Source organism: Cupriavidus sp. BIS7 (assembly GCF_000292345.1).
Lineage (GTDB): Bacteria > Pseudomonadota > Gammaproteobacteria > Burkholderiales > Burkholderiaceae > Cupriavidus.
Genome location: NZ_ALOU01000049.1, coordinates 45,431 through 71,874, shown reverse-complemented (window position 1 = coordinate 71,874; position 26,444 = coordinate 45,431). Strand labels below are relative to the sequence as shown.

20 protein-coding genes, 1 tRNA gene and 2 riboswitches are annotated in these 26,444 nt (G+C 60.8%); of the genes, 10 read left to right on the top strand and 11 right to left on the bottom strand.

Annotated features, from left to right (window positions below; all coding sequences use genetic code 11):
- Positions 1-3: 3 nt before the first annotated feature.
- Both B552_RS0117895 and B552_RS0117890 read left to right on the top strand, forming a co-directional pair.
- Positions 4-1,341 carry a sigma-54 dependent transcriptional regulator gene (locus B552_RS0117895; protein ID WP_019450423.1) on the top strand — a complete coding sequence of 446 codons (1,338 nt, stop codon included), beginning with the start codon at positions 4-6 and terminating at the stop codon, positions 1,339-1,341.
- Between the two features lie 36 nt (positions 1,342-1,377).
- On the top strand, positions 1,378-1,686 hold the full coding sequence (locus B552_RS0117890) for an acylphosphatase (RefSeq protein WP_019450422.1): 309 nt from the start codon (positions 1,378-1,380) through the stop codon (positions 1,684-1,686).
- A gap of 85 nt (positions 1,687-1,771) precedes the next feature.
- Here the strand turns inward: B552_RS0117890 and B552_RS0117885 are convergent, their stop codons facing one another.
- The 5 genes from B552_RS0117885 to B552_RS27665 all read right to left on the bottom strand — a co-directional run bounded on the left by B552_RS0117885 (position 1,772) and on the right by B552_RS27665 (position 4,625).
- On the bottom strand, positions 1,772-2,500 hold the full coding sequence (locus B552_RS0117885) for an MIP/aquaporin family protein (RefSeq protein WP_019450421.1): 729 nt from the start codon (positions 2,498-2,500) through the stop codon (positions 1,772-1,774).
- A 165-nt stretch (positions 2,501-2,665) separates the two neighbouring features.
- Entirely contained in the window at positions 2,666-3,184 is a 519-nt protein-coding gene (locus B552_RS0117880) for an arsenate reductase ArsC (protein ID WP_019450420.1), read from the bottom strand.
- A complete protein-coding gene (locus B552_RS27670) occupies positions 3,181-3,633 on the bottom strand; it encodes an ArsI/CadI family heavy metal resistance metalloenzyme (RefSeq protein ID WP_019450419.1) in 453 nt (150 codons plus the stop codon). Before B552_RS27670 ends, B552_RS0117880 begins: the two co-directional genes overlap by 4 nt.
- Positions 3,630-3,968, bottom strand: coding sequence for a metalloregulator ArsR/SmtB family transcription factor (locus B552_RS28540; protein ID WP_083860322.1), 339 nt, complete (start codon positions 3,966-3,968; stop codon positions 3,630-3,632). Before B552_RS28540 ends, B552_RS27670 begins: the two co-directional genes overlap by 4 nt.
- 147 nt (positions 3,969-4,115) lie before the next feature.
- On the bottom strand, positions 4,116-4,625 hold the full coding sequence (locus B552_RS27665) for a DUF6471 domain-containing protein (RefSeq protein ID WP_157160288.1): 510 nt from the start codon (positions 4,623-4,625) through the stop codon (positions 4,116-4,118).
- Between the two features lie 2,076 nt (positions 4,626-6,701).
- Here B552_RS27665 and B552_RS27660 point away from each other — a divergent pair.
- Entirely contained in the window at positions 6,702-9,458 is a 2,757-nt protein-coding gene (locus tag B552_RS27660) for a DDE-type integrase/transposase/recombinase (protein WP_019450414.1), read from the top strand.
- A gap of 5 nt (positions 9,459-9,463) precedes the next feature.
- On the top strand, positions 9,464-10,543 hold the full coding sequence (locus B552_RS0117845; RefSeq protein ID WP_026035782.1) for an AAA family ATPase: 1,080 nt from the start codon (positions 9,464-9,466) through the stop codon (positions 10,541-10,543).
- Positions 10,544-11,163: 620 nt separating this feature from the next.
- On the opposite strand, the gene B552_RS29240 is transcribed toward B552_RS0117845, so the two are convergent.
- The gene (locus B552_RS29240; RefSeq protein WP_019450412.1) at positions 11,164-11,307 is read right to left on the bottom strand and encodes a hypothetical protein; all 144 of its coding nucleotides are present in this window, start codon (positions 11,305-11,307) and stop codon (positions 11,164-11,166) included.
- A gap of 694 nt (positions 11,308-12,001) precedes the next feature.
- Positions 12,002-12,077: transfer RNA gene (locus B552_RS0117825), tRNA-Arg, on the bottom strand.
- A 325-nt stretch (positions 12,078-12,402) separates the two neighbouring features.
- Between B552_RS0117825 and B552_RS0117820 the strand changes: the two genes are divergently transcribed.
- Positions 12,403-13,284: a c-type cytochrome gene (locus B552_RS0117820; RefSeq protein ID WP_019450410.1), complete on the top strand. Its 882-nt coding sequence runs from the start codon at positions 12,403-12,405 to the stop codon at positions 13,282-13,284.
- 105 nt (positions 13,285-13,389) lie between these two features.
- On the opposite strand, the gene hemN is transcribed toward B552_RS0117820, so the two are convergent.
- Positions 13,390-14,895, bottom strand: coding sequence for an oxygen-independent coproporphyrinogen III oxidase (gene hemN / locus B552_RS0117815; protein WP_019450409.1), 1,506 nt, complete (start codon positions 14,893-14,895; stop codon positions 13,390-13,392).
- A gap of 228 nt (positions 14,896-15,123) precedes the next feature.
- Here hemN and B552_RS0117810 point away from each other — a divergent pair, with 228 nt between their 5' ends.
- Positions 15,124-16,311 carry an ABC transporter substrate-binding protein gene (locus B552_RS0117810; protein ID WP_019450408.1) on the top strand — a complete coding sequence of 396 codons (1,188 nt, stop codon included), beginning with the start codon at positions 15,124-15,126 and terminating at the stop codon, positions 16,309-16,311.
- A gap of 6 nt (positions 16,312-16,317) precedes the next feature.
- On the opposite strand, the gene B552_RS0117805 is transcribed toward B552_RS0117810, so the two are convergent.
- The 3 genes from B552_RS0117805 to B552_RS0117795 form a co-directional block, all read right to left on the bottom strand.
- Positions 16,318-17,667: an ATP-binding protein gene (locus tag B552_RS0117805; RefSeq protein WP_019450407.1), complete on the bottom strand. Its 1,350-nt coding sequence runs from the start codon at positions 17,665-17,667 to the stop codon at positions 16,318-16,320.
- A 3-nt stretch (positions 17,668-17,670) separates the two neighbouring features.
- The gene (locus tag B552_RS0117800) at positions 17,671-18,402 is read right to left on the bottom strand and encodes a response regulator (RefSeq protein WP_019450406.1); all 732 of its coding nucleotides are present in this window, start codon (positions 18,400-18,402) and stop codon (positions 17,671-17,673) included.
- Positions 18,403-18,739: 337 nt separating this feature from the next.
- Complete coding sequence (locus B552_RS0117795) at positions 18,740-20,830, bottom strand: UvrD-helicase domain-containing protein (RefSeq protein WP_019450405.1); 2,091 nt, start codon at positions 20,828-20,830, stop codon at positions 18,740-18,742.
- A 283-nt stretch (positions 20,831-21,113) separates the two neighbouring features.
- Between B552_RS0117795 and B552_RS0117790 the strand changes: the two genes are divergently transcribed.
- From B552_RS0117790 to gcvP, 4 genes are all read left to right on the top strand, one after another.
- Positions 21,114-21,335 carry a glycine zipper 2TM domain-containing protein gene (locus B552_RS0117790; RefSeq protein WP_019450404.1) on the top strand — a complete coding sequence of 74 codons (222 nt, stop codon included), beginning with the start codon at positions 21,114-21,116 and terminating at the stop codon, positions 21,333-21,335.
- Between the two features lie 136 nt (positions 21,336-21,471).
- A riboswitch (glycine riboswitch) is annotated at positions 21,472-21,559 on the top strand.
- A 21-nt stretch (positions 21,560-21,580) separates the two neighbouring features.
- Positions 21,581-21,703: riboswitch (glycine riboswitch) on the top strand.
- 87 nt (positions 21,704-21,790) lie between these two features.
- On the top strand, positions 21,791-22,918 hold the full coding sequence (gene gcvT, locus B552_RS0117785; protein ID WP_019450403.1) for a glycine cleavage system aminomethyltransferase GcvT: 1,128 nt from the start codon (positions 21,791-21,793) through the stop codon (positions 22,916-22,918).
- A 110-nt stretch (positions 22,919-23,028) separates the two neighbouring features.
- The gene (gene gcvH, locus B552_RS0117780; RefSeq protein ID WP_019450402.1) at positions 23,029-23,409 is read left to right on the top strand and encodes a glycine cleavage system protein GcvH; all 381 of its coding nucleotides are present in this window, start codon (positions 23,029-23,031) and stop codon (positions 23,407-23,409) included.
- 85 nt (positions 23,410-23,494) lie between these two features.
- Complete coding sequence (gcvP, locus tag B552_RS0117775) at positions 23,495-26,419, top strand: aminomethyl-transferring glycine dehydrogenase (protein WP_026035780.1); 2,925 nt, start codon at positions 23,495-23,497, stop codon at positions 26,417-26,419.
- Positions 26,420-26,444: the final 25 nt, after the last annotated feature.

Here is a 26,444-nt window from a genome sequence, read left to right as displayed (position 1 = left end):
ATCATGTCGGCGACGCTTATTTGTGTGGTCGAAGACGACCCCATCATGGGCGAGTCTTTGGCAGACAGGTTCCGTCTGGAGGGGTTCGATGTGGACTGGTACACCGATGGTGAATCCGCCTTGGGTGCGATGGGGACTCGTCCTTACCAGGCTGTCATTAGCGACATCCGTCTGCCAGACATTTCGGGAGAAAATCTGTTTGCACGCTCGGTAGCTGCGCGTACCTCCCTTCCGCCCTTTGTCTTCATTACGGCCTATGGGTCCATCGAAACCGCCGTCTCCCTCCTGAAAAGCGGTGCTGCGGATTACATCACGAAGCCGTTCGACATTGGCGCATTGGTCGAAAAGGTCAGGCAACTGACCGGAACATGCATCCCAGAACAGGCCATGCCAGCGCAGTGCGAGCTTGGCGTGTCGGAAGCGATGCGGCGCCTTGCGGACCTGGTGCCGCGAGTTGCAGGTCGTGCGAAATCGATTCTGATTACTGGTGAGTCAGGTGTAGGCAAGGAGGTGCTGGCACGGTTCATTCATCGGCATGCACCCGGCGATGGAACTCCGTTTGTTGCGGTCAACTGTGGCGCCGTTCCGGAGACCCTTCTTGAATCCGAGTTTTTCGGCTACGAGCGTGGCGCCTTCACAGGCGCCGGACGTCAGAAGAAAGGGTACTTCGAGCAGGCCGACGGTGGAACCCTCTTTCTCGACGAGATAGGCGACTTGCCGCTGTGCATGCAGGTGAAGCTGCTGCGGGCATTGCAGGAGCCGCGCATCACCAGAGTCGGTGGCGAAAGAGAGGTCGAAACCAACTTCCGCCTCGTTTGCGCGACAAACCGGGACCTCGCCGAACTGGTCAGTGCCGGGAAGTTTCGCGAGGACCTGTTCTACCGAATCAACATCGTTCAGCTCAGGGTACCGGCGCTGCGAGACCGCCCCGATGATGTTCTCTGGCTTGCCCATCGCTTTGTGAAAGATATCGCGAGCCGGCTCGGTGAGCCGACGAAGCTCTTTCACCCATCGGCAGAGGCACGTCTTGCGACCTATGGGTGGCCCGGGAATGTGAGAGAGCTCCAGAACCGTATTGAACGCGCTTGCATCGTCTGTCCCCAGAATATGCTTTTCTCGTCTGACATATTTGAAGAGGATGGAACCCATGCACCTGCTGTCGTGGGTACGGACACGCCGCTGGATGACTACATGGCAGCATGTGAAGGCGCATTCATTCGTTCCGCCCTGGTGCAGCACCAGGGTCATATATCCGAGACGGCTCACGCCTTAGGCATTTCCCGTAAGAGCCTCTGGGAGAAGATGCGCAGACATTCGATTGCGGCCGGGCTTCTTCATTGAGAGGCCACGCTGCCGCAACCGGTGTGGGAGCACCTGATGGAAGCAGACAGAAACGCCGTGACGCTGGAGACAAGACTCGTTCGCATCCGTGGCCGTGTGCAGGGCATTGGCTATCGAGAGGCGTGCGTACGGCGCGCCCAGGAGCTGGGCGTCACCGGCTGGGTCCGTAACCGCCTTGACGACTCCGTGGAAGCACTGTTGCAGGGTTCTCCGGCACAGCTTGCTGACATGTGTGCCTGGTTAAGTGAGGGCATGTCAGCAGCGCTTGTCGAAGGACTTGACGTCACCGAAGTGCAGCCGCCGTTTGGGCGTTTCGACGCCTTCGAGCGCTTGCCTACCTTGTGATGGCTGCTAAGTTGGTTCTCCAGGGAAACCAACTTGCACACTATCAAGGACGGCTAACACCTTTGGCGTCTCACGGAATCCGAGGTTAGTTTGTCTGCTCGCTGCGGATTTGGCTGGCATCCGCCTGAGCAACCGCATCGGAAGAGCTCGCCGAAGGCCTATGTGCGCGCTCCAACCAAAGGAACAGGAGGACGGCAAGAGTGCCGCCCACCAGTTCGCTGATGATGAAGCCAGGGGCATCTAGCGGTCGGATTCCAGCGAAGGTGTCGGTGAGCGAGCGTGCGATAGTAACGGTGGGGTTGGCGAACGATGTCGAAGCCGTGAACCAATACGCCGCCGTGATATAGCCGCCGACTGCCACCGGTACAAACTCCATTCGCCGCTTCGCCACGTTCAGAATGACCGTGAGTAAGCCGAACGACGCCACCACTTCACTCCACCATTGTGATGGGCCGGTACGGACATGACCTGATACCTCTATCAGCGGCAAGTCAAACATTCCGTGAGCGGCCAACACTCCTGCAATGGCACCGAGGCCTTGAGCTAAGACGTAGGCTGCAGCGTGCTTCCAGCCCAGCTTTCCGAGGCACACCTCGGCGAGTGTCACGAGTGGATTGAAGTGCGCTCCCGAGATACTCATAAAGGTGGCAATGAGCGCCACAAGCCCTGCGCCTGTCGCAAGCGTATTGGCGAGGAGTGCGATACCGACGTTGCCGCCGGCGAGCTTCTCCCCCATGATTCCGGACCCCACGACGGTTGCAAGGAGCAGTGCTGAGCCCAAAAATTCGGCCACCACGGCGTGACGCAATCTCATAGTTTTGCTTTCCCGATGTCGGTAACTTCATTTTTCACTGCCAGGCGGTCGAGCGATGCAGGGGGCAGGTTTATGAAGGGCTCATGCCGCATGCGGAGTGTTGAAACAGTGCGTTGTAGACCTTGTCGCTCATCTCTGAACCCCTGGGGGTTGCAGGCCCTACTATCAGGCCGCAGTAATACCGGACACGTCAATGTCGCCAACCCTTTGCAGTTCAGCGTGAATGGCTGCCTCATCAAGCTGCTCTAATGGGACCTTTAGGAATGCCTCGACACGGTGTTTAATCTGCTTGAAGACTTGGTCGAACGCAGCGCGCTTCGTATCGTCAGAGCCCTCCACCGCCGCCGGGTCATAGAATCCCCAGTGCGCCGACGATGGATTCCCTGGCCAGAACGGGCACACTTCGCCAGCCGCCTGGTCGCACACGGTAATGATGAAATCCATGTGGGGCGCATCTGCATTGGCAAACTCGTCCCATGACTTACTGCGCAAAGTCGACAGGTCATAGCCGGTCTTCTTGACTTGCTCGACCGCGAACGGATTCACCTTACCCGACGGCTGGCTGCCCGCGCTGAATGCCTTGAATCGGCCTTGGCCCATTGTTGCCAGCAGGGCCTCGGCCATGATGCTGCGTGAGGTGTTGCCCGTACAGAGAAAGAGAACGTTGTAGGTGTCTTTGCTCATTTCTCTCGTGCGCGGAAGGTGATGGTGGCGGGTGTCGGAGCGCAGCAAGCTGAGGCATTCTCCTCCGAACGCGATTCCCCAAATGTCGGGATGGAATCCAGCGTGTGATACGACTCCCACGCAACACCTTGGGGGTCCAAGGTCCAGTACTTGTCCGACTTGGCATAGCAGCAGTTCGTACCGACTTGGGCCTCCATCGGAAGTTCGGCATTGGCCAGTCGTGCGTGCATTTCGTTAAGTTCGGTCTCTGACTCGACTTGTATGCCCAAGTGGTCCAGGCCAACTTTGTGACCACGCTTCGAAATCGCGAAGTTGACGCGCGGGTCGTCCAGCATCCATTTCGCGTAGTCGTCCTTCGTGACAGTCGGCTTGCTAGCAAAGAGCGCCGAGTAGAAACGGATACTCTCAGCTAGGTCATCAACCGATACGTGAACGTGTAGTCGTTTCATGATTCATCTCCACAGGAGGTACACCCGTTCGTCGGTACTGCGGCACAGGGCTCGCCTTGGCAGCAGTTCTCTGTCAGGAATCCAATGAGCTCACTCATCGCCGAGTAGTTCGCCGTGTAGATGACATATCGACTTTCCTGGCGGGACTTGACCAGCCCAGCTTGCACAAGCTCCTTCAAGTGAAACGAGAGCGTGGATGCGGGCAGACCCGTTACCTCGGCGATGTGTCCTGCCGACAAGCCTGTAGGCCCTGCCTGTACCAATAGGCGATACACCTCCAGCCGGGAGTTAGAGGCAAGTGCAGCAAGTGCGACTACGGCGTTCTTCGTTTCCATAATTCTAGAATAGTAGAAATGAAGATTTAGAGCAAGCGTGGACCTCCGGTGCACCGCGGTTGTTAGCGTGAGGGATGTAACCGAGCCTTGCGATTAGAGGCTGGCGGACTAGAATATTGGTATGCGTTTCCACATACCATTTGCATTTTAGGAAGTCGCCGAGGCTTGTCCTGTCTTCCGAACATCGGAGGTATCGACGAACCGGTCCATACCTTCCACGGAGGTCAAAAGCGACAGCTGAAGCAATAGCGTGAACTGATACGTGCCCGCCATGACCTGATGTTCCAGGCGAGACGCATCTAGGCTTAAGCCAGCTTCTTTCGCCAGATATTTCGATACTTCTACAAATGTCAAAGAATGCGCAGCTAGCTCACGTAGGAATAGCTCCGTGCTCGCAGCCTCCCAACTGTCCCGAGCATCGAGAAGCTGCTGAAAGGGCTTGGGTAAGTCAGCTTGCAGGGCGCAAAGCAGTTGCAGGAAGAATTGGCATTGAAACCCACCGCGTTGCACTTTTCCTTCAGCCGAGCGCGGGGACTCATGTACCCCTACAGAGGCCAATAGCTTCGCTAGCTCCTCGTAGGAAACCCCTTTGCGCGCGAGCAGGCCACGTGCAGTGCGTGACGCCAAGCGCGTCCATGGGGTATCGACGTGACTCAAGCTGATTCCTTGAAATTAGGGCGGGCGACGATAGAGAAGTAGAACAATCCCTTGTGGGAAGTCGTCCTATCAACAGGGCTAACGCTGGAACGGTAATTCTAAGCGCAGTCTTCATCTACCGATGAAGGCTGCCGAAGAATGCCGCCTGCACTGCCCGCGCGTGTTGCCACAGGGATTTCATATGGCAACTCTATACCTAACCTTCGACGGCGTTCTTCACCCACGTGACGTCGAGTTTCGTGGGCGGAATTTGCCGCGTCTGCGCACGGTCGGACATCGTTTGTTTGAGCATGGTGTCCTCCTCGAGCAAGTCCTCACGCTCTGCCCTCAGACCGAGGTTGTTCTCCACACATTGTGGGTAGCCGCTATTGGCTATCGCGCTTCCGTCCGGCTGCTACCGAGGTCCGTTCAAGCTCGTGTGCTCGGCGCGACTTTGCCAGGAAACCGCTCACTACGCGCTCGACTGGAGCCACTTGGCTCTCGGCGCAACTGGCTAGAGCGAGACCTTCTCCGCAGGCAGCCCGAGAGTCCTGTGCTTCTGGACTACGACCTCCAGCAGATTCCGACTGCTCTGAAGGATAGCGCCTGCATCGTTGACGGCCGTCGCGGACTTTCCGCCAAGGCCTGCGAGCAACTTTACGCCCTCTTAGTAATGGACGCAGACGCGTCGGCGAACCGTATTTGACGCGGAACATCGCGAGGAGAACTTGATGAACACGGACATCTACCTTGGCTATGCAGGGGTACTGCTGCCATATGACGTCGGCACGGAGACCGGCACCGGCGCTATATCGGTAGCACCCCCGAAGCTCGCATTCTCAGGACCTCTGGCTGAACTGCTGACGTCGTTCGATTCAGTTTCCATCGTGCTGGCGACATGGTGGACCCTCAGATATGGCCGCAAGGCTACGGTGGACGCACTACCGGAGTCGCTCAGCTGCAGAGTTGTCGATGATGTTTTTAGCGAGTGCCTCTGCAAGTTCCCGGGCACCCATCAGATACCTGACCGAACCAAGTTGACCGTCGAGTCAATTCGACGGCGTCGGAACGCTCACTGGCTTGTACTTGACCATACAGCCTGCCGATGGCCGGTCCAGGTTCTGCATCGGGCGCTCCTTCTGCACCCAGCAATGGGCCTATGTAGTCCGCAAGCCCTCGAGCACCTTAGAAGTGTCCTTACGAGACTCACCTAAAATCATTTTCCATAAATTCTAAAATCATCCATTTTAGAATTATGTTCGAGCTTGAAAATTAATTACCCTAAAATGGCGAAATCTGTCAGCACATTTTCACAGGAGACGCAACAGAAAATTTTTCTCTCTCAGCCTTGCGATAACTTGATAGCCGAAAGTATTATCTCACCCTTCTAAAGCGAATCGACTCAAGCGGATGAACTAACCTGCCCTGTCGCTTGCCCCAACCTGCGCTGGACGGACCTTCACGGACGACCAGAAATGAAAAAGGGCAAAGACCAGATATCTCTACCTAGACTTTGCCCCGGGAGCTTCTCGTGAGAAAAGCTCAGTTCGCACTCGGATTATCTCACGAGTAGCCTCCCGGAGTCAAAGCGACCTCGCTCGCCCATAATCTTGGCGCGCAGAATGGAGCTAATAATGACTCTCCTCTCGATTATCGGCGGTATTTCCTGCCCCTTCCTTGCGGAAAAAGCATCGTTGCAGCCACTTGCTGTGAAGCAAAAGCCTGCTCGACGGGTGATTTGGACCGACAGCTACCCACCTATGCCACCGGCTGCCTCGCGTAATTTGTGGCTATTTAGCCACCTGCAAGGCGACGTCGGTGCGGAGAATCCGCCCACGTCTCAAGGCGCACGGCCATCAAGAACGCGCCAGCTTCGGTTCCTCCGCTCCAGGGCTAGCCGTCGAGCCAGAAGCCGTTCGTAGTTATCCACCGAGAACCCAATTTCGAACACGCGTGAGAAGCGCACTTTCGAGGTAATTGCGAGCGACTTTATGCTCGCCAATTCTTGAGAGTCTTTCGCCACTCGAAAACCTTAAGGCCATCCTTCCTCGAAGTTGGCCGGGATGCGTTCGCCTGCGCTCTTGAGATTATCAGTTTATGAGAACTCCCGCCGCCCTCCGCGATGAAATCGAGGAGTTAATGCACAAGGTCGCGATGCCTGCAGCCGGTCGCGACTTTGTTCGCAAAGCTCTCTCAGGCAACCCCTCTAGGAAAGTGAGTTCGCGGCATTCGAATGTGATTACAGCATACACCTGCAGGTCGACCGGCCAGCGAATAGCAACGGAAAGCCGCGGTCCGGAGTACCGCGCCGCTATTCGCTACGATTTGCTCTCTAGTGTTCTTTACTTTACCGCCCAGCCAGGCAGTGTCCTACTTCCAATGCAGGTAAGACGCAAAAAGAAGGCGTCGGACGGCAGCACTAATGCTACGGCCATCGAAACGCGAACTCGATGTACCCCCGACTTTCTAGTTATCGATGACGGATTCTATGTCGACGAATGGAAGACCGAGGGTCAGCTAATTCACGATTTGAAGAAATATCCCTACCGCTTTTCGCGCGATGAGAATGGCTGGCATTGCCCGGAGCGAGAGAAGTTCTTCAGTGAAATGGGATTGGTTTATCGACTTCGCTCAGACAGTGAACACAATCCCACCTTCGTGGAGAACCTCGAACACCTCAGCGACTATCTAGAAGACAACGTCGAGCCCTCCTCCGAAGTCGCTTGCCGGGCGATTGACAACGCGATGCAGAGCGTGAAGCTCGGAGCAATATCGTTTCGCGAGCTCATGAAGCTCGCCATGCCGCTAACGCTGCCCGAAGCCGCAGACGCTGCTCAGTTGATTTTGCCCGCCTTTACCGTAGATGACGTCCTCCAAGCCATCGCGAAAGGTCAATTGTTTGCTGACCTAGATGTCGATGACCTATCGGACCTAGACCACACCGCGATATGCAGAAGTGAAGCGACACTGGCCTTGCATCGACTGAGCCGACAAGCGACTCACGAAACCAGCGAATTCCTAGACTACTCCCTCGCCATCGGCGCGGAGTTCCTGTTTGGGGAGAGCAAATACACGGTAAATGCACTGACGGCAGATGTCCTTCTCTATCGCGATGACAGTCACCACGTGACCAGCATTGCTGTCTCAGAATTTGAGCGGCTGGTGGAGACTAAGCAAATTCGGATGCTCCGGGATAGCGGCGAGGAAGACTCGTATGACCCGGTACGCGCCCCCTCGGACGAGGAGATAGAGGTTGCCAGCCACCGGCACAGCATGGTCGAGGCACGCCGCTATGGCGCCGTCGAAAGCAATGTGTCGACGCGGACGCTTCAACGCTGGGCTAAGCGCGCTCGCGAAGCAGGTGAGAGCGCTTATGCGCGTACGATTGCCCTACTAGACAAGTTCAGACCTGGAAACACCACCTGCCGAGTCCCTGCCGAAACACTGGACCTGATTAAGCGCATTTCCGAAGAGACCAACAACCCGACCAATCCCATCGACGCAAACTCCTACAAGCGGTTCGTGGCCCGCTGCAAGGAGGAGAACATTCCAGCTGTATCGTCAAAGACGTTCTATAGACACTTTCGCGAGCTCAAAGATGTAAAGAAGCGCCAAGGTTCGCGGCAAGCATATGCTGAGGCGCCAATCACGTGGTACCTCAGCCTCAAAGAAAAGATACATGGCGGCAGGCCGTTCCAGTGTGTCCATATTGACCATACCAAGGTGGATATCCTCGTCCGAATACGAGGCAGAGGTGGACGAGTCTATAAGCGGCGCCCTTGGCTCACCATCGCAATCGATGCGCATACCCGCGTGGTCCTTGCCTTCTATCTGAGCGTGCATCACCCAAGCACTACCAGTTGCGTGATGATTCTTAGAGAGATTGTCCGGCGCCATAGGCGGATGCCATCGATGCTCATTGTCGACAACGGTCGCGAGTTCTGGTCGAAGCATTTCAATAACGTCTGCCATCTCACGCGCACCAGCATTCGGTATCGACCTCCGCATGAGAGTCGATTCGGCGGGGTATGTGAGCGTCTTTTCGGCACGTCAAATACGCTACTTGTTCACAACCTTGTCGGCAATACAAAAGCATGCCAGAACGTACGGACCCTCACCCGTTCAGTAGACCCCATACGTGGGGATACCTTGTCGTTTCCAGTCCTGCATGGGTTGTTCGATTTCTTCTTCTATAAGGAATACAACGAAACTACCCACCCTGCACACGACCACACGCCAAACGAGTATCTGGCGAAACGATTCGCTGAAACAGGTGCACGACTCAATAAGTGTGTGGACTATGACATGAAATGGAGAATCGCGACCTGCCTGCCTGTGGACAGGGGAGGTACGCGTCTAGTCAGCAAAGCAGGCATCAAGGTCGGACACCTTCACTATTGGAATGATGCCTTCGCCGATGCGAAACACATCAACGCCACGGTGGAGGTGCGACTCGATATGTGGAATTCCGCTATCGTCTACGCAAAAGTGGACAGGCACTGGATTCGCTGCAAATCAAGCGTGCTTGCGCAAGTTGCCAGGTTCACGCGCATCGAGCTTAGGTACTTGTTCGAAGCTATGCGAATGAAGCTCGGGAAAGCAGACAAGAGTCTTCCAGAATCCACCATATTGCAGTGGCTCAGAGCTTACGAACGAGGAGAGGACTTCTGTATTCCGGCCTCAGCGAGTGAGGAAGCTATTGCTCCTTACGAAGCGAACGGAACGGGCGCGACTGTTGAGCACCGCCGAGTGCAGCAAGCCACGACGCCACCTAAAGACTCAAAGACGCAGACACATGCTGTCGAGTACAGCTATCAATCTCTAACAGAACACGACGTGCTGCCACAGTTGTAGTGCAAATGGAAACAAAACTCTCTAGGGAAGCCGCGACAAGTGGCTCCATCGCAATGAAGGTGGCGTGGCTGAAGCAGCTCTGCTTTGCTCATAACAGCATGAGGCAGGTATCCGAAGCGGTTACCCGGCTGATGACGCCAGGAACTGAAGGAACCATAACCTTGGTTGTTGGCCCTACCGGCGTTGGCAAAAGCACTCTCGGACGCAGACTTCTCACCCAGTTCCTCCAGCAACATATTGCGGAGATTCACGAGAACCGGGGCTGTATCCCCGCGATACTTGCAGAGGTCCCACCGGCGAGCGGTGGCAAATTTGATTGGCCTCTGTTTTACCGCGAGATAGGTGACAAGCTCCTCGTACCGCGGTGGGACGAAGCCATATTGACGAAACCTGGACCGATGCTCGCTGCACCGGAGACGGTCTTCAACAAACTGCCTAGCATGCGCTTTGCCGCTACGCGTGCACTGGAACAACGAAAGACAAGGCACATCATTCTTGACGAGTGCGTTCACTTTACGAATTCGGACGAAGAACCTTTGGAATACGGCGACCTTCTCAAGTCGCTTGCCAATCTGCCAGGAACGAATCTTCTGATGTTGGGGGCGTATGGCTCGGAGGCACTTGTAAAAGCAAGCGCCCAAATCTCACGACGAGTCTCGGTTGTCCACTTTCCTCGGTATCCCGCTACGCCACAGGGCCGCAAGGAATATGGAGTGTTTCTCTTTTCGCTGCAGTCTAGTCTCCCTCTTCCATATGACGTCAATCTCATGCAATTCAGAGACGTTCTTGCGGCCGGGACGTGTTCGCTTCCAGGCTTTACGGCAGATGTTGTATGCCAGGCCGTCGTGAATGCGGCAACCGATATGCAGACTAGTGGGGTATCGACGTGGAAGGATGAGTATCTTTTCTCTGCAATGCCCAGTGCCGTACAGCACGCAACAATTCTTGCAGACTGCTTGGATGGTGAGGAGCGCATACGCAAGTACTTGCCAAGCCTGACCAAGCCTGAGTATGTGTCGGAGGATGACGTTAGGAACGAGCTGCAGAAGAAGCGAGATGAGTCCTTTTCGCTGAGAGAGTTCTAATGCTCGAACTACTAGAGTCTAACAAGCCGGCCGGATGGCCCGAGGACCTCCCAGCGCGCTCCTACTTGTACAGCCTTGAACCAATGGGCCTGAACGGGGCGACACGTGAGGACTTGCGTAGCTATTTTCAGCGACTTTGTGTTGCATGCAATCTTGCGCCATGGTCGGTGGCCGACAAAGCTGTCGCACCTCTTGTTTCCTCCTGGAGGCGTCTGAACACCCGGAGCTTCGTAAATGACTGGTTCATCAATGCGATGAGCGGCTTTGGCCAAAACGCTGCTGATTGGTCACGCGCGCTGAATCTACTTACCGGACGTGAGGACCTTCAGTACCTTACGCTTATCCATCTTCAAGACCTGTTGAGCAATTTCCTTCTCGCATCCAAGTGCGGGCGCTACTGCCCTCAATGCTATGCAGAAGATGTCAGCCGTGAAACGGAAGCCTACAACCGCTTGTTGTGGACGTTTGATATCGTCAAGGCATGTCCGATTCATGAACTGGAGCTCATGGAAGGCTGCTCATGTGACAAATCAAGTAACACGGGACGCAAGTGTTTCATCCCTGGGCGATGTCCACATTGCGCACAGAGCCTATCCCAAGGTAATAGCCGACGTGCCTCATCACGAGATGTAGATGCAGCACGACGAGTCGCAGAATTGTTGGATGTCGCGCAGTTCTTCGAAGAGATACTGCCTGAGCCTGGCGGCGTAGCGCAGTTTCTCAGACACGCGATAGCAACTCTTGCCAACGGAGTCTCCGCGCATTTCGCCTCCGCGCTCGGAGTAACAAAATCAAGCATGCACGGTTGGCAAAACGGGCACGTGGTTCCTAGCTTTCCCGTTGTCCTTCGAATTGCGCAGTACTGCAATGTCGGCATTTCGGACGTATTGCTTGGCAACGAGCTAGTGATGACCCCGAATGAGCAGTTCGCAAGGACGCGCACTGCTGTAGTGTCTCGAGCCAAGCGACGCCCTATTCCTTGCTGGGAAACCGTATCAGAAAGACTGCAGGACCTCATCGCTCGAGGAGAGGCCATCCACGTTAATGAGACGGCTAGGATTCTCGGGGTTTCGGATAAATTTCTCCGGGAGCGCTTTCCCGACGCTGTCGAAACAATTGTCCAGAACGGGAGGCGTGTACGAAGGACTGCGGTCGAAGCGAGGGCCGCGGCACGCACGCACGCGTATCTTCGAAAGCGCAGGGAGCTTGTCGCAGCTGGACGTCGGGGGTCTCGCCGAGAGGTCGTAAGCGGTCTGCGAGATGATGGAATCCGAATGAGTTTCCACGAAGCTGGCGCCGTTCATCGGCTTGCTCTGTCCGCTGCAACTTCAAACGAGTGACCACAGCCAAAATGGCCGTCTAATGCATTTTTCCCATGCCGCGGGATACCATGAGATGTCGTTTACGACAATTCATGGGTAACTCCACAGAAAAACTGCCGGAAAGCCTTGTCAGGCTTGGCGCGCCCGGCTGGGATCGAACCAGCAACCCCTGCCTTCGGAGGGCAGTACTCTATCCATTGAGCTACGGGCGCGATGTGAGCTTTTTTGGCAACGGACGAGTGCCGTCGCCGGAAAGTCGCATAGGATACCTCGTTTGTCCCAACCCGTCCATGCGGGTTCCGCCGGTTAGTGCGATTCCGGGCCACGGCAGGCATCGCAGCCGCCGCTTTTGGCCCCCGGACGCCAAGTCTTACGTCTATAATCGGCAGCTATTTGCGTCGCCGGAGAGACGTACGCGGGGCCAGAGACAGCCCCGGACGCAAAAACGACAGATTCATCCCCGAAGAATGGGCAAGACAAAGCAAGCCGCCCCCAACGTGCTGTGCAATAGGTTTCCCGCAAAATCGAGAGTTCTGTATGAGTGACGTCCACCAAGCAAACGACCACCACGAGTCGCCAATCAAGACCCCGAAGCAGTTGATCGTCGTCGTGATCGCTGCATTCCTGATCCCGATCATCGTCATCATCCTGCTGGTCAATTTTGTCGGACACGGCACTCGCGAGGGCGCCGGCTCAACGCAGACAGCCGAAGCAGTCAACGACCGGATCAAGCCGGTTGCCTCGCTCGAAATCAAGGACCCCAACGCACCGCGCGTCTTCAAGACCGGCGAGCAGGTCTACCAGCAGGTCTGCGCGGCGTGTCACGCCACGGGTGCCGCTGGCGCGCCGAAGTACAGCGTGGCCGGTGACTGGGCGCCACGTATCGGTCAGGGCTTCGATGGCCTGCTGCACTCGGTGCTGAACGGCAAGGGCGCCATGCCTGCACGTGCCGGCACGACCCCCGATGACCTGAGCGACTACGAACTGAGCCGCGCCGTGGTGTACATGGCCGATGCCGGTGGCGCCAAGTTCCCCGAGCCAGCCGCTCCGGCCGCCCAGGGTGCCACTGCACAGGCCGCGGCCTCCGCTCCGGAAAGCGCTGCCCCTGCCGCACCGGCACCTGCTGCTACGGCTGCAGCCCCGGTTGCAGCCGCCGCTGCAGCGCCGGCCGCGGCATCGGCCGACACTGGCAAGAAGGTCTACGAGCAGGTTTGCGCTGCGTGCCACGCCGCTGGCGTAGCAGGTGCGCCGAAGTTTGGTGACAAGGCCGCCTGGGCGCCGCGCCTCAAGGAAGGCATGGACGCCGTGCACAACTATGCGCTGAAGGGCAAGGGCGTGATGCCGCCGAAGGGTGGTTATGCCGGTCCGGACGCCGACGTACTTGCCGCCGCCGACTACATGGCGAACGCTGGGAAGTAAGCCACTCCGGGGGCAACCCCGGAAGCCACCCCGGCCGCACAAAAAAGCCCGCGAATTTCTTCGCGGGCTTTTTTATTGGATCACTTGCTGCAAATCAATTTTTCTTTAAACCACGCGTGAGTAGCGCACCAGCGGGATGACCTTCGTGTCGTTCGCCGCCGGCGCTGCCTGCTTCGGCCGCTTGGCATCCTCACGCAGATAGTGGTCGAACACCATGGCCACGCGACGCACCAGCAGGCGGCCAAGTGGCGTGATCTCGATGCGGTCAGCCGTGCGCCGCAGCAGATGATCCACGGCCAGCTTGTCGAGGTCGGCCAGTTCGGCGGCAAACGTCTTGCCAAAGTCGATGCCATGCTCGGCTTCCACGGCAGCAATATCCAGCGTGCCATTGCACATCAGTTCGCCAATGATGGACTTGCGCAGACGGTCATCAGCGGATGTTTCGAACCCGCGCACGATCGGCAGGCGGTCGTCGTCGATGGCGGCGTAGTAGTCGTCCGTGGTGCGGGCGTTCTGCACGTAATGGCCAGAGACGGCGCCAATCGCCGAAACGCCAAGGCCCAACTGGTCGTAGCCCGCGTGCGTGGCATAGCCCTGGAAGTTGCGCTGCAGCCGGCCTTCGCGCTGCGCGATCGCAAGGTCATCCTCGGGCAGCGCGAAGTGATCCATGCCGATGTAGACGTATCCGGCTGCCGTCAGTCGCTCGATTGTCGAGACGAGGATGTCGAGCTTTTCCGCGGCCGGCGGCAACGCGGCGGGGTCGATGCGGCGCTGCGGTTTGAATACGTGCGGCAGGTGCGCATAGCTGTAGACCGAAAGCCTGTCCGGCCGCATTTCCAGCACGCGGTCGATGGTAGCGGCAAAGCGCTGCGTGGTCTGGTGCGGCAGGCCGTAGATCAGGTCCATGCTGACCGAACGGAACCCGAGCCTGCGCGCCGCGCGCACCACGCTGTTGGTTTCCTCGTAAGACTGCACGCGATGGATGGCCTGTTGCACTTCGGGATCGAAATCCTGCACGCCCAGGCTGATCCGGTTGAAGCCGAGTTCGCCAAGCAGTTCCATGCGATCGTCGCCCACGCGGCGCGGATCGATTTCGATCGCGTGCTCGCCCTCGGGCAACAGTTCAAAGTACTGGTTCAGCGCAGCCATCACGCGGCGCATCTCGTCCGGATCCAGGAAGGTTGGCGTGCCGCCGCCCCAGTGCGACTGCATGACCGCGCGCCGCGTTCCAAGCTGGCTGGCCACCATCTCCATCTCGCGCGCCAGGTAGTCCACATAGCGTGCGCTGCGGCTGTGATCCTTGGTGATGATCTTGTTGCAGCCGCAGTAGTAGCAGATGTTCTCGCAGAACGGGATGTGCACGTACAGCGATAGCGGCGCCGGTGCGTTTGCGCGGCAGGCGTCCAGCGCGCGACGGTAGCCGGCATCGCCGATTTCGCCGTGAAAGCGGTCGGCAGTGGGATACGAGGTGTAGCGGGGACCGTTGCCGTCAATGCGGCCTGCCAGACTGCGGAAGTCAGCCAGTGCGGTGCGGTCGAATGCGGTGGAAAGCGAAGAATTGGGCGCGTGGGCCGCGCAAGTGGGGCACGCAGGGGAACTGGGGGCGGACATGATGTGATGTTTTCTGGGCGAAAGTACGTTTGATGCTATGCCTCGCCCGCAACCCCCATGTTGATGCGCGTCAAGAGCACGTCATGCATACGCCTGCCAGCCCCGCCAAGGTGGGGCCTGAAGTCGCGCGGAAGTCACGGGACCGTCATCAATCGCCGATAGTCTCGGCCCGGTCTCGCAGCCCCACCTGCAACTTCCCGCCTTCATCACAGATACTGGTCCGCTGCCATGCGCAAAGCCCTGCCGCAGTTGATGTCCTCATGCGTTCCCGCATCTGCGGGCCGCCGTCGTGCACTCCATGTACTGGGTTCGCTCGGTGCGCTCTCCACGCTGGCAGGCATCGCCACGCCTGCCGCATTTGCGCAGCCTGCGCAGGCCGGCCAGTCCGGACCGCGGCGCCAGCTTGTCGTCGGTCAGCTTGTCGATCGAACGGGCGCGCAGGCCGATCTGGCGCGTGATTACCTTGCAGGCGCAAAGGTGCTGTTCGATGCATACAACGCTTCAAATGGCAGCCTGCACATCGTCCACGTCGTGCGCGATTCGGATTCGAATCCGCGTGCCGCCATCGCCCAGGCGGTGGCGCTGGCCGACACCGATCACGCCGAGATCCTGTTCGGGCCCGGCGACGCCCTGCTTCCGGCGCTGGCCACGTCTGCCGAGCTAACGCGCCGCGGCGTGCAGATCGTCGCGCCGTTGTCGGGCCTCTCGCTGAATGCAGAGAACGTCTGGTTCACGCGCGCCGACTATCAAGCCGAAATGGACGCGGCGGTACGTCAGCTGCGCGGCTTCGGCCTGAGCAGTGTGACGCTGGCCGTATCGCCCGATTTCGCGGCGGGTACGCTCGCGGCGGGCACGCAGTGGCTTTCGCGGCTGGAGAAGGAGATGTCGATACAGACGGTGCCGCTTACGGGCAACTTCGACGACATCGCGCGGCGTATCGCGGCAACCCGTCCGGGGGCCGTGATCGTGGCTGGGGATACGCTTACCTATGGCAGTCTTGGCCGTGCGCTGGCCACGCAGAGCTGGTACGGATTCCTGGTGGGGCTGTCTGCCGTCAGTCCGGCATCGGCGCGCGAAATTCTCGGTACCGGCTATGCGGGCGGGATGGTGGTGTCGCAGATTGCACCGGGGCCGCAGGAATCGACGCTGCGCGTCGTGAAGGAACACGTTGCACGGATGAAGCAGTACCTCGACGAACCGCCCTCGTCTGCCACGCTTGCCGGCTACATCGGCGCGGCATGGCTCGTGCGAGCGGCCAGTTCGACGAAGGGGCCCGGTCCGCTTGAACTGCGTCGTGCGCTGCAGACGCGCGTGGACGTGGGCGACTTCACGCTCGACTTCACGCGCGGGCTGCGCGGCTCGCAGTACGTGCAGCTTGCGGCGATCAACAAGAGCGGCGTGCCGCAGCGCGCCTGAGGCAGTTCAGTCGCTCAGCCGAACGCGCGGCAGCACCATGCGCACGCGCAGACCACCCTGGTGCCGGTTGGTCAGCGTCAGTTCTCCGCCGTGGCGCGCGACGATGTCCGCGGCGATCGCCAACCCCATGCCCACGCCGCCAGTCGCGCGGCTGCGCGACGACTCCACCCGATAGAACGGTTCCAGCACCCGCTGGAGTTCCGCGGGCGGAATGCCTGGCCCGTTGTCGCAGACGTCGATGATGACGCGCTCGGCGCTGTCGGTCAGCACGATCTGCGCGGCGCCGCCGTAGCGGTGCGCGTTTTCCACGAGGTTGACCACCGCGCGGCGCAATTCGGCTGGGTAGGCCAGCAGCGGCGCAGCCGAGCCCACAAGCCGCACGTCCTGGCCCATTTCCTCGGCGTCGTCGACGATCGCCTGCAGCAGTGCCTGCACGTCCACGCGTTGCCGTGGCCCTGCCGCATCGTCGCGTTCACGCAGGTAATACAGCGTGGCATCGATCAGGCCGTTCATCTCGGCAAGGTCCTGCCGCAGCCGGTAGCGTACGTCGTTGTCTTCGATGCGTTCGATACGCAGGCTCATGCGCGTCAGCGGGGTACGCAGGTCATGCGACACCGCGGCCAGAAAGCGCGATTGCTGCGCAAGTTGCGTGCGAATGCGCTGCTGCATCAGGTTCAGCGCACGTGTGGCATCGCGTGCTTCGGCGGGCCCGGTCTCTTCCTCCAGCGGCGGCGCGTGGACGTCCTGCGCAAGGCGGTTCGCGCCGCTGGCCAGTTGCTGCACAGGCCGCGCCAGCAGGCGGGCCCCAACCCACGAAGCGATCAGGATGGCTGCAAGCTGGAACAGCATGCCCAGGTGCGGTGGCCAGATGCCGCGGAAGTGGAACCCCTCCGGCGGCCCGTGCAGACCCGGCGGCGGACCGACAAATTCGCCCGGCCTCGGCACGCGGAACGCGTCGGGATGCAGCGGCGGCCCGTCGTTGTCGCCGTCATCGTCGTCGTCATTGGGCGGCGGCGGGGGGCCGTGCGGGTGGCCTGTTGCCGCCACGTTCCCAGGCAGCGGCCGGGGCATTGCCGGTGGCGCCACCGGCAACGAATGCACGGCTTGCCCGGCGGCTTCGGCCTCGGATGCGGCGCGGCGCATCCGTTCCATGTAGCGTTCCGAGCCAGGGCGCGGGAACAGCCCTTCGATCACGGTCACGCCCAGCACGTGGACGGCAAGCATGATCGCGGCCATTACGAAGAACAACCGCACGAACATCGAGTCGAAGCGTCGATGCCGCTCCGGTGCAACGGTGCGCGGATCGGGCCGTACTACCTTGGCGCCCTCGGCCGTTGGCTGAGTCGAGGCAGGCATGCCTCAGTGCTCCACGCTGCCGGTGAACACGTACCCTTCGCCGCGCACGGTCCGGATCAGCGCCGAGTCACGCGGGTCGTCGCGCAGCTTCTGGCGCAGGCGGGATACCAGCAGGTCAATGCTGCGATCGAACACATCGAGATCGCGGCCACGCGCGGTGTTGATCAGCATTTCGCGGTCGAGCACCCGATTGGGATGCTCGATGAACGTCAGCAGCAGCCGGAACTCTGCGTTGGAAAGCGGCACCACCGTGTCTTCGGCATCCACCAGCTGGCGCAGCGTGGTATTCAGGCGCCACGTGCCGAACCGCACCTCATGCCCCGCTGCGGCAGGTGCCGGGCGCCGCACATCGGCGCGGCTGCGGCGCAGCACCGTGTGGATGCGAGCCACCAGCTCGCGCATTTCGAACGGCTTGGTGACGTAGTCATCCGCCCCCACTTCGAGCCCCACGACGCGATCGGCAAGTTCCGCGCGTGCGGTCAGCATGATCACGGGCAGGTTGCTCGAATCGCGGATCTCGCGGCACAGCGTCAGACCGTTCTCGCCGGGCAGCGACAGGTCCAGGATTACCAGGTCGTATTCCTGTTTGGCCATTGCCGCACGCATCGCAGTGCCGCCTTCGGCACCTTCGGCTTCCATGCCGAACGTGGCGAGATATTCGGTCAGCATCGCGCGAATCTGGGGGTCGTCGTCGACGATCAGCAGGCGGATGGGCAGGGCGGGGGAAAGATCCATGTCGAACGTGCAGACGGGCAGATGGGATTCGGCCGCGGAACCGCAGCCGGATGGAGCGCCCAATGTACCAGCTTGGCCATTACAGGCGATGCCGGTTTTGTATCAAACTTGATACGTGCACAGAGAGGCACAGAAGCGGCACAGAAGAGGCACAAGAAAAAAACGCCCCCGGTGCTGCCGCATCCGGGAGCGCTCAACAGGGAAGAAGCCGGGCTTGCATGCGCCCAGCACACACCGTGGCCGAAGGGTAGGCACGATGTGTCGCGACTGACGCCGAGACGAAAGCGCGCCCGGCAATCCTATTGAGCGGGCCCCCTTTAATCTTGTCTGGCTTGTATCAATCGGCGGTGGCGGGCTTGCCCAGCAATGCCTTGAGCCCCGCCAGCCGGTCCTTGGGGCTCATGGCCGGCGTCTCGTCCTTCGGCGCGGGGCCGTCCTCGAGCTTCATCTCCGCGATGAAACGCGACGGCTCACAGGAATACGTATCGCGAGCGCGCTTGCGCTTCTTGCACCAGGTGATCTGCAGGCTGCGTTGGGCGCGCGTAATGCCCACGTACATCAGGCGGCGCTCTTCCTCGATCTTCTCGTCGGACATTTCGTCGTCCTCGCGCGCATGGGGCAGGATGCCCTCCTCCACGCCAACCAGGAACACGTGCGGATACTCAAGCCCCTTGGATGCATGCAGCGTGGACAGCCTAACCGCATCGGGATCTTCCTCGCGGCCCTCCAGCATGCTCATCAGCGCCACGGTCTGTGTCAGCTCAAGCAGATTCTTGCCTTCGTCGCCAAAGCCGTCCGCGTTGTCGAAGCCGGTTGCCTCGCCCTCGCCTTCCGGCTCGGGGCGCGTGCCCTTGCGCTTGAGCCAGTCGAGGAATTCGAGCGTGTTGGTCCAGCGCGATTGCGCCTGCCGTTCGTCGAACGTGTCGTAGAGATAGGCCTCGTAGTGGATGCCTTCCATGAGGTCATCCAGCACCACGGTGGCCGGGTCATTCGCCGCGCGATCGGCCAGACGCACCATCGATTCGCAGAACGTGCGCAGCGGCTCGAGCTGGCGCGGCTGCAGCTTCGCCTCGATGCCGCCCATCATGGCCGCCTCGAACAGCGACACCTTGGCCTGGCCCGCGAACGTGCCGAGCACTTCAAGCGTGGTGTTGCCCACGCCTCGGCGCGGCGTGGTGATCGCGCGGATGAACGCGGGATCGTCGTCGGGATTGGCAATCAGGCGCAGGTACGCGCAGATGTCCTTGATCTCGGCCTTGTCAAAGAAGCTCTGGCCGCCGGAGAGCACGTACGGGATGCGCTCGCGGCGCAGGATCTGTTCGAACAGCCGCGCCTGGTGATTGCCGCGATAGAGAATCGCGTAATCGCGGAACTGCGCGCGCCGCTCGAACTTGTGGGCGGACAGCCGAAACACCACCGACTCGGCCTCGTGCTCCTCGTCGTTCATCGGATGGATCGCGATCGGATCGCCCATGCCGTGCTCGGACCAGAGCTTCTTGTCGAACAGCTTCGGGTTGTTGGCGATCACCGCGTTGGCGGCTTCGAGAATCCGAACCGTCGAACGGTAGTTCTGTTCGAGCTTGATGACCTTGAGCGCCGGGAAGTCAGTCTGCAGCAGGCGCAGGTTGTCGAGCGTGGCACCGCGCCAGCCGTAGATGGCCTGGTCGTCGTCGCCCACCGCCGTGAATGCCGGCGCGCGCAGGTGCGAGCCGCCCGCCAGCTGCTTGAGCAACTCGTACTGGCACGCGTTGGTGTCCTGGTACTCGTCGACGAGGAAGTAGCGCAGACGGTTCTGCCATTTCAGGCGCACGGCTTCGTCGCGTGCGAACAACTCGGCGGGCAGGCGGATCAGGTCGTCGAAATCCACTGCCTGGTACGCGTGCAGCGTGGCCACGTAATTGCGATACACCATGGCCGCCTGATGCTCGTCGGCATCGGCTGCCTGCGCGAGCGCCGTTTCCGGATCGACCATGCCGTTCTTCCACAGCGAGATCGTGCTCTGCACGCTGCGGATCAGCTTCTTGTCCGTGGTGGAAAGCTGCTCCTGCACCAGGCCGAAGCAGTCGTCCGAATCCATGATCGAGAACTGCGGCTTCAGCCCGACGTGTTCGGCTTCCATGCGCAGGATCTGCACGCCAAGCGAGTGGAACGTACAGACCGTCAGTTGCTTGAGCGGAATCCGCTTGCCTTCGCGCGTGGTCTTGCCCTCCATGAGCTTGCCGATGCGCTCCTGCATTTCCTTGGCCGCCTTGTTGGTAAAAGTGACGGCGGCGATATGGCGAGGCTCGAACCCCTTGTCCTCGATCAGGTGGGCAATTTTCTGCGTGATCACGCGCGTCTTGCCCGATCCGGCGCCCGCCAGGACGAGGCATGGCCCGTCCAGGTAGCGGACGGCTTCGGATTGCGCGGAATTGAGCCCGTGTGACATGTGATCAGCGAGGAGAATCGGCCGGAAAGGCGCGGATGATGCACACCGGACCCGGTGCGCCGAAGCCGCCGATGTTAACACGCACACGCGCGCATGTGCCTCATGTCCAGACCGGTGTCCGATGCTGTCCTACGGCAGGCGTTTCCGGCCCGTAACAATCGTAAGTCGCGGGCACCCAGCCATCGCATCTGCCTCTCACCTATCACAGCACGCCGGCCTTGGCAGGCGCGCGTGGCAGGTTCGACACATCAACAACGATGCAATAAATGCACTGGAGGCCATCATGAAAACGCTTCGCACGATTTCGAAGGTCACACTGATTGGTGTCACGCTGGTTGCCTTTGGCGGCTGTGCCGACATGACGCCGAAGCAGCGCAACACGGCGATCGGCGCAGGCGTGGGTGCCGTGGGCGGTGCAGTACTGACCGAAGGCAGCGCGCTGGGTACGCTTGGCGGCGCTGCGGTGGGTGGCGTGATCGGTAACGTCACCACCAAGGGGCACTAGCAGAGGGGCACTAGCAGCACTGTCGGCGGTACTGACCGCTGACGATGCACCAGATTGACCAGATCGACCGGGGGACCGGCTCGCCAAGGCAGGTCAGGCAGGTTTGACAAAGGGGAACCGGTCCCGTACATTCACGCGCATCTGGCCGGGAGAGCGCGCAGCAACTGCGCCGCCGAAGGGGTATCACCCGAAAACTCTCAGGCACCATGGACTGGCCGGATCGGCATGCAACATGCACACGATGCATGCCGCACTCTGGAGAGCGACATCCGCCACTGCGCCACGCGCATGGTGAGCATGTCCACCGAAGGGGCGCACGGAGCGACGAGCTTCGTAATCTCTCAGGTATCGAGGACAGAGGGGTCATCCGCGGCAGCGGACTGGTTACGCTTTTGCGCAACCGGCGCTGCGGCGGATGACCCTTTTTTCGTTTTCGAACCGCCCCAAGGACATCCATGACGCTTCTGGCCACGCCCCTCAATGCCATCCACCGCGCCCTCGGCGCCCGCATGGTCGACTTTGGCGGCTGGGACATGCCGGTCAACTACGGCTCTCAGATCGAGGAACACAACGCCGTCCGCGCGGACGCCGGCATGTTCGATGTTTCCCACATGTGCGTGGTGGACCTGACCGGCCCCAATACGCGCGCGTTCCTGCGCGGCCTGCTGGCCAACAACGTCGACAAGCTGCAGACGCCGGGCAAGGCGCTCTACTCCTGCATGCTCGACGAGAAAGGCGGCGTCATCGACGACCTGATCGTCTACTTCTTTGCCGAGGACCGCTTCCGTCTGGTGGTGAATGCCAGCACGGCCGTCGGCGATATCGAATGGATCCAGTCGCATAACGCGGCCACCGGCAGCGGCGTGACGATCACCCCGCGCCGTGGCGACGTGGCCCCCGCTGGTGTCAGCAAGTTGGCGATTGTTGCGGTGCAAGGCCCGAACGCGCGCCAGAAGGTGTACCAGGCATTCCCGTCGACCCAGCCGGCCGACGCGCTCAAGCCGTTCAATGCGCTTGTTGTCCAGGACGCCGAAATGGGCGAACTGATGGTGGCGCGCACCGGCTATACCGGCGAAGACGGCTTCGAGCTTGTGGTGCCGGCCGAGAACGCCGCAGGTATCTGGGAAAAACTGTCCGCCGCGGGCGTGCGCCCTGCAGGCCTGGGCGCGCGCGACACGCTGCGCCTGGAGGCCGGCATGAATCTCTACGGTCAGGACATGGACATCCACACCTCCCCGCTCGATGCCGGGCTGGCCTGGACCGTCGATCTGCAAAGCGAGCGCGACTTCACCGGCAAGCCGGCGCTGCTGGCCGGCGGCCAGAAGCAGACGTTCGCGGGCCTGATCCTGCGCGACAAGGGCGGTGTGCTGCGCGCGCATCAGAAAGTCATCACTGCCTCCGGCGCCGGCGAGATCACTAGCGGGACGTTCAGCCCGAGCCTGCAGCAGTCGATCGCCTTTGCCCGCCTGCCGAAGGACATCACGCCCGGTACCGACGTCCAGGTCGAAATCCGTGACCGCAAACTGACCGCGACTGTGGTTAAACTGCCGTTTGTGCGCAATGGCAAGGCACTCGTGAGCTGAGGCATCCGCCCGGCTTTACACAACGGTCGCCCCTCCACCCGTCCGCTCGAGCCAACCTGCTGCGGGCGGGTGATTGAAACAAGAAACAAACCGAATTCCCGGAGAACCTCATGAATTTCCCCGCTGACCTCAAGTACACCGAGTCGCACGAATGGGTGCGCGTCGAATCCGACGGCACGCTGACGATCGGCATCACCGATCACGCACAGGATGCGCTTGGCGACATCGTCTTCCTGGAACTGCCCGAAGTGGGCAAGTCGGTCGGCGCCGGCGATGCGCTGGCCGTGGTGGAGTCCGTGAAGGCCGCCTCCGACATCTACGCCCCGGTGGCCGGCGAAGTGATCGCCGTCAACGAAGCCGCTTCGGCCTCGCCGGAATCTGTCAACGCCAACGCGTTCGACGCCTGGCTGTTCAAGCTGAAGCCGGCCAACGCCGACGACGTGAACGGCCTGATGAACGCCGACGCCTACAAGGCCAGCGTCGGCGCCTGAGCCTGACACACCGACGTAATTGATGCCGCACGCGCGGCGGCCGGGCTGACCACCTGGCGCCGCGTGCTCCACGAGATTCCTTGCCATGAACGCCCCGCTCCCCATGAACGCTGCCGCCCAAGGTGCCCGGCCCACGCTGGCCGAACTGGAGGCGCGCGACGCCTTCGCCGCCCGTCATATCGGTCCCGACACCGCTGAACAGCAACACATGCTCAAGGCGCTCGGCTATGAAAGCCGCGCCGCGCTGATCGATGCCGTGGTGCCCGCCGCCATCCGCCGCCGCGACGGCATGTCGCTTGGCGAATTCACCGCGCCGCTGACGGAAGAAGCCGCGCTGGCCCGCCTGCGCACGCTGGCCAACAAGAACCGCGTGCTCAAGAGCTTCATCGGGCAGGGTTACTACAACACGATCACGCCGGGCGTCATCCTGCGCAATATCTTCGAGAACCCGGCCTGGTACACCGCATACACGCCGTACCAGCCCGAGATCTCGCAAGGCCGTCTGGAAGCGATGCTGAACTTCCAGCAGATGATCACCGACCTGACCGGCCTGGATATCGCCAATGCGTCGATGCTCGACGAAGGCACCGCCGCGGCCGAGGCGATGACGCTGCTGCAGCGCGTCAACAAGCATGCGTCGAACACGTTCTACGTGGCCGACGACGTGCTGCCGCAAACGCTGGAAGTGGTACGCACGCGCGCCCTGCCGCTTGGTATCGAGGTCAAGGTCGGCCCCGCTGCTGACGCCTCCCAGGCCCACGCGTTCGGCGTGCTGCTGCAGTACCCCGGTGTGAATGGCGACGTTGCCGACTACCGCGCGATTGCCGACGCCGTGCACGCGGCCGGTGGCCTTGTGGTGGTGGCCGCCGACCTGCTGGCGCTGACGCTAATCGCCGCACCAGGTGAATGGGGTGCCGACGTGGCCGTTGGCAACTCGCAGCGCTTTGGCGTGCCGCTGGGCTTCGGCGGCCCGCACGCGGGCTACATGGCGGTCAAGGATGAATTCAAGCGTTCGATGCCGGGCCGTCTGGTCGGCGTGACGATCGACGCGCAAGGCAACAAGGCCTACCGTCTGGCGCTGCAGACGCGCGAGCAGCATATCCGCCGCGAGAAGGCGACGTCGAACATCTGTACCGCACAGGTACTGCTGGCCGTGATGGCATCGATGTACGCGGTCTACCACGGTCCGCAGGGCCTCAAGCGTATTGCCCAGCGCGTGCATCGCCTGACCGCCACGCTGGCGGCTGGCCTGAAGACGCTGGGCCACACGCCCGTGAACGCCACGTTCTTCGACACGCTGACGCTGGAAACCGGCTTCAACACCGAGGCATTCCACGCGTCTGCCACGGCACGCGGCATCAACCTGCGCCATGTCGGCGGCACGCGCGTAGGCATCTCGCTCGACGAAACTGCGTCGCGCGACGACGTGGTCGCGCTGTGGGAGATCTTCGCGCACGGCAAGGCAGTGCCCGACTTCGACACGATCGAAGCCTCGGTGCAGGACGGCTTCCCGGCTGCGCTGGCTCGCCAGAGCGCCTATCTCGCGCACCCGGTGTTCAACACGCACCACGCCGAGCACGAGATGCTGCGCTACCTGCGTTCGCTGGCCGACAAGGACCTCGCGCTCGATCGCACGATGATTCCGCTGGGCTCCTGCACGATGAAGCTCAACGCCACCAGCGAGATGGTTCCGGTCACGTGGCCCGAGTTCAGCAATATCCACCCGTTCGCGCCGCTCGACCAGACCGTCGGTTATCGCGAAATGATCGACCAGCTTGAAGCGATGCTGTGCGCCGCCACCGGCTACGCCGCGGTGAGCCTGCAGCCGAATGCGGGCTCGCAGGGCGAGTACGCCGGCCTGCTGATCATCCACGCGTATCACGCCAGCCGTGGCGAAAGCCATCGCGACATCTGCCTGATCCCGTCGTCCGCGCACGGCACCAACCCGGCCTCGGCACAGATGGCCGGCATGAAGGTAGTAGTGGTGGCCTGTGACGAGAACGGCAACGTCGATCTCGAAGACCTGGCGAAGAAGGCCGAGCAGCACAGCAAGAACCTGGCTGCGATCATGATCACGTACCCGTCCACGCACGGCGTGTTCGAGCAGGGCGTTCAGCAGATCTGCGAGATCGTGCACAAGCACGGCGGCCAGGTTTATGTCGATGGCGCGAACATGAACGCGATGGTTGGCGTGGCCGCGCCGGGCCAGTTCGGTGGCGACGTATCGCACCTGAACCTGCACAAGACGTTCTGCATTCCGCACGGCGGTGGCGGCCCGGGCGTCGGCCCGGTGGCCGTGGGCGCGCATCTGGCGGACTTCCTGCCGAACCAGGACAGCGTCGGCTATCGCCGCGATGACAATGGCATCGGTGGCATTTCCGCCGCACCGTTCGGCTCGGCCAGCATTCTGCCGATCTCGTGGATGTATATCGCGATGATGGGTTCGAGCGGCCTGACCGCCGCCACCGAGAACGCGATCCTGACGGCCAACTACGTGGCTCGCCGCCTGTCGCCGCATTTCCCGGTGCTGTACACGGGCCAGCATGGCCTGGTGGCACACGAGTGCATCCTGGATCTGCGTCCGCTGCAGAAAGCCACCGGCATCAGCAACGAGGACGTGGCCAAGCGCCTGATGGACTATGGCTTCCATGCGCCGACGATGAGCTTCCCGGTGCCGGGCACGTTGATGATCGAACCGACCGAGAGCGAAGCGCTGCATGAGCTCGATCGCTTCATCGACGCGATGATCGCGATCCGTGGCGAAATCGCCCGCGTGGAAGACGGCAGCTTTGATCGCGACGACAACCCGCTCAAGCACGCGCCACACACGGCCGCCGTGGTCGTCGGCAACGAGTGGAACCACAAGTACACGCGTGAGGAAGCCGCCTATCCGGTGGCATCGCTGCGCACGCAGAAGTACTGGCCGCCGGTTGGCCGTGCCGACAACGTGTATGGCGACCGCAATCTGTTCTGCTCGTGCGTGCCGCTGAGCGAGTACGCTGAAGACTGAGGCATCTGCCCTCTTGCAAGGCAGC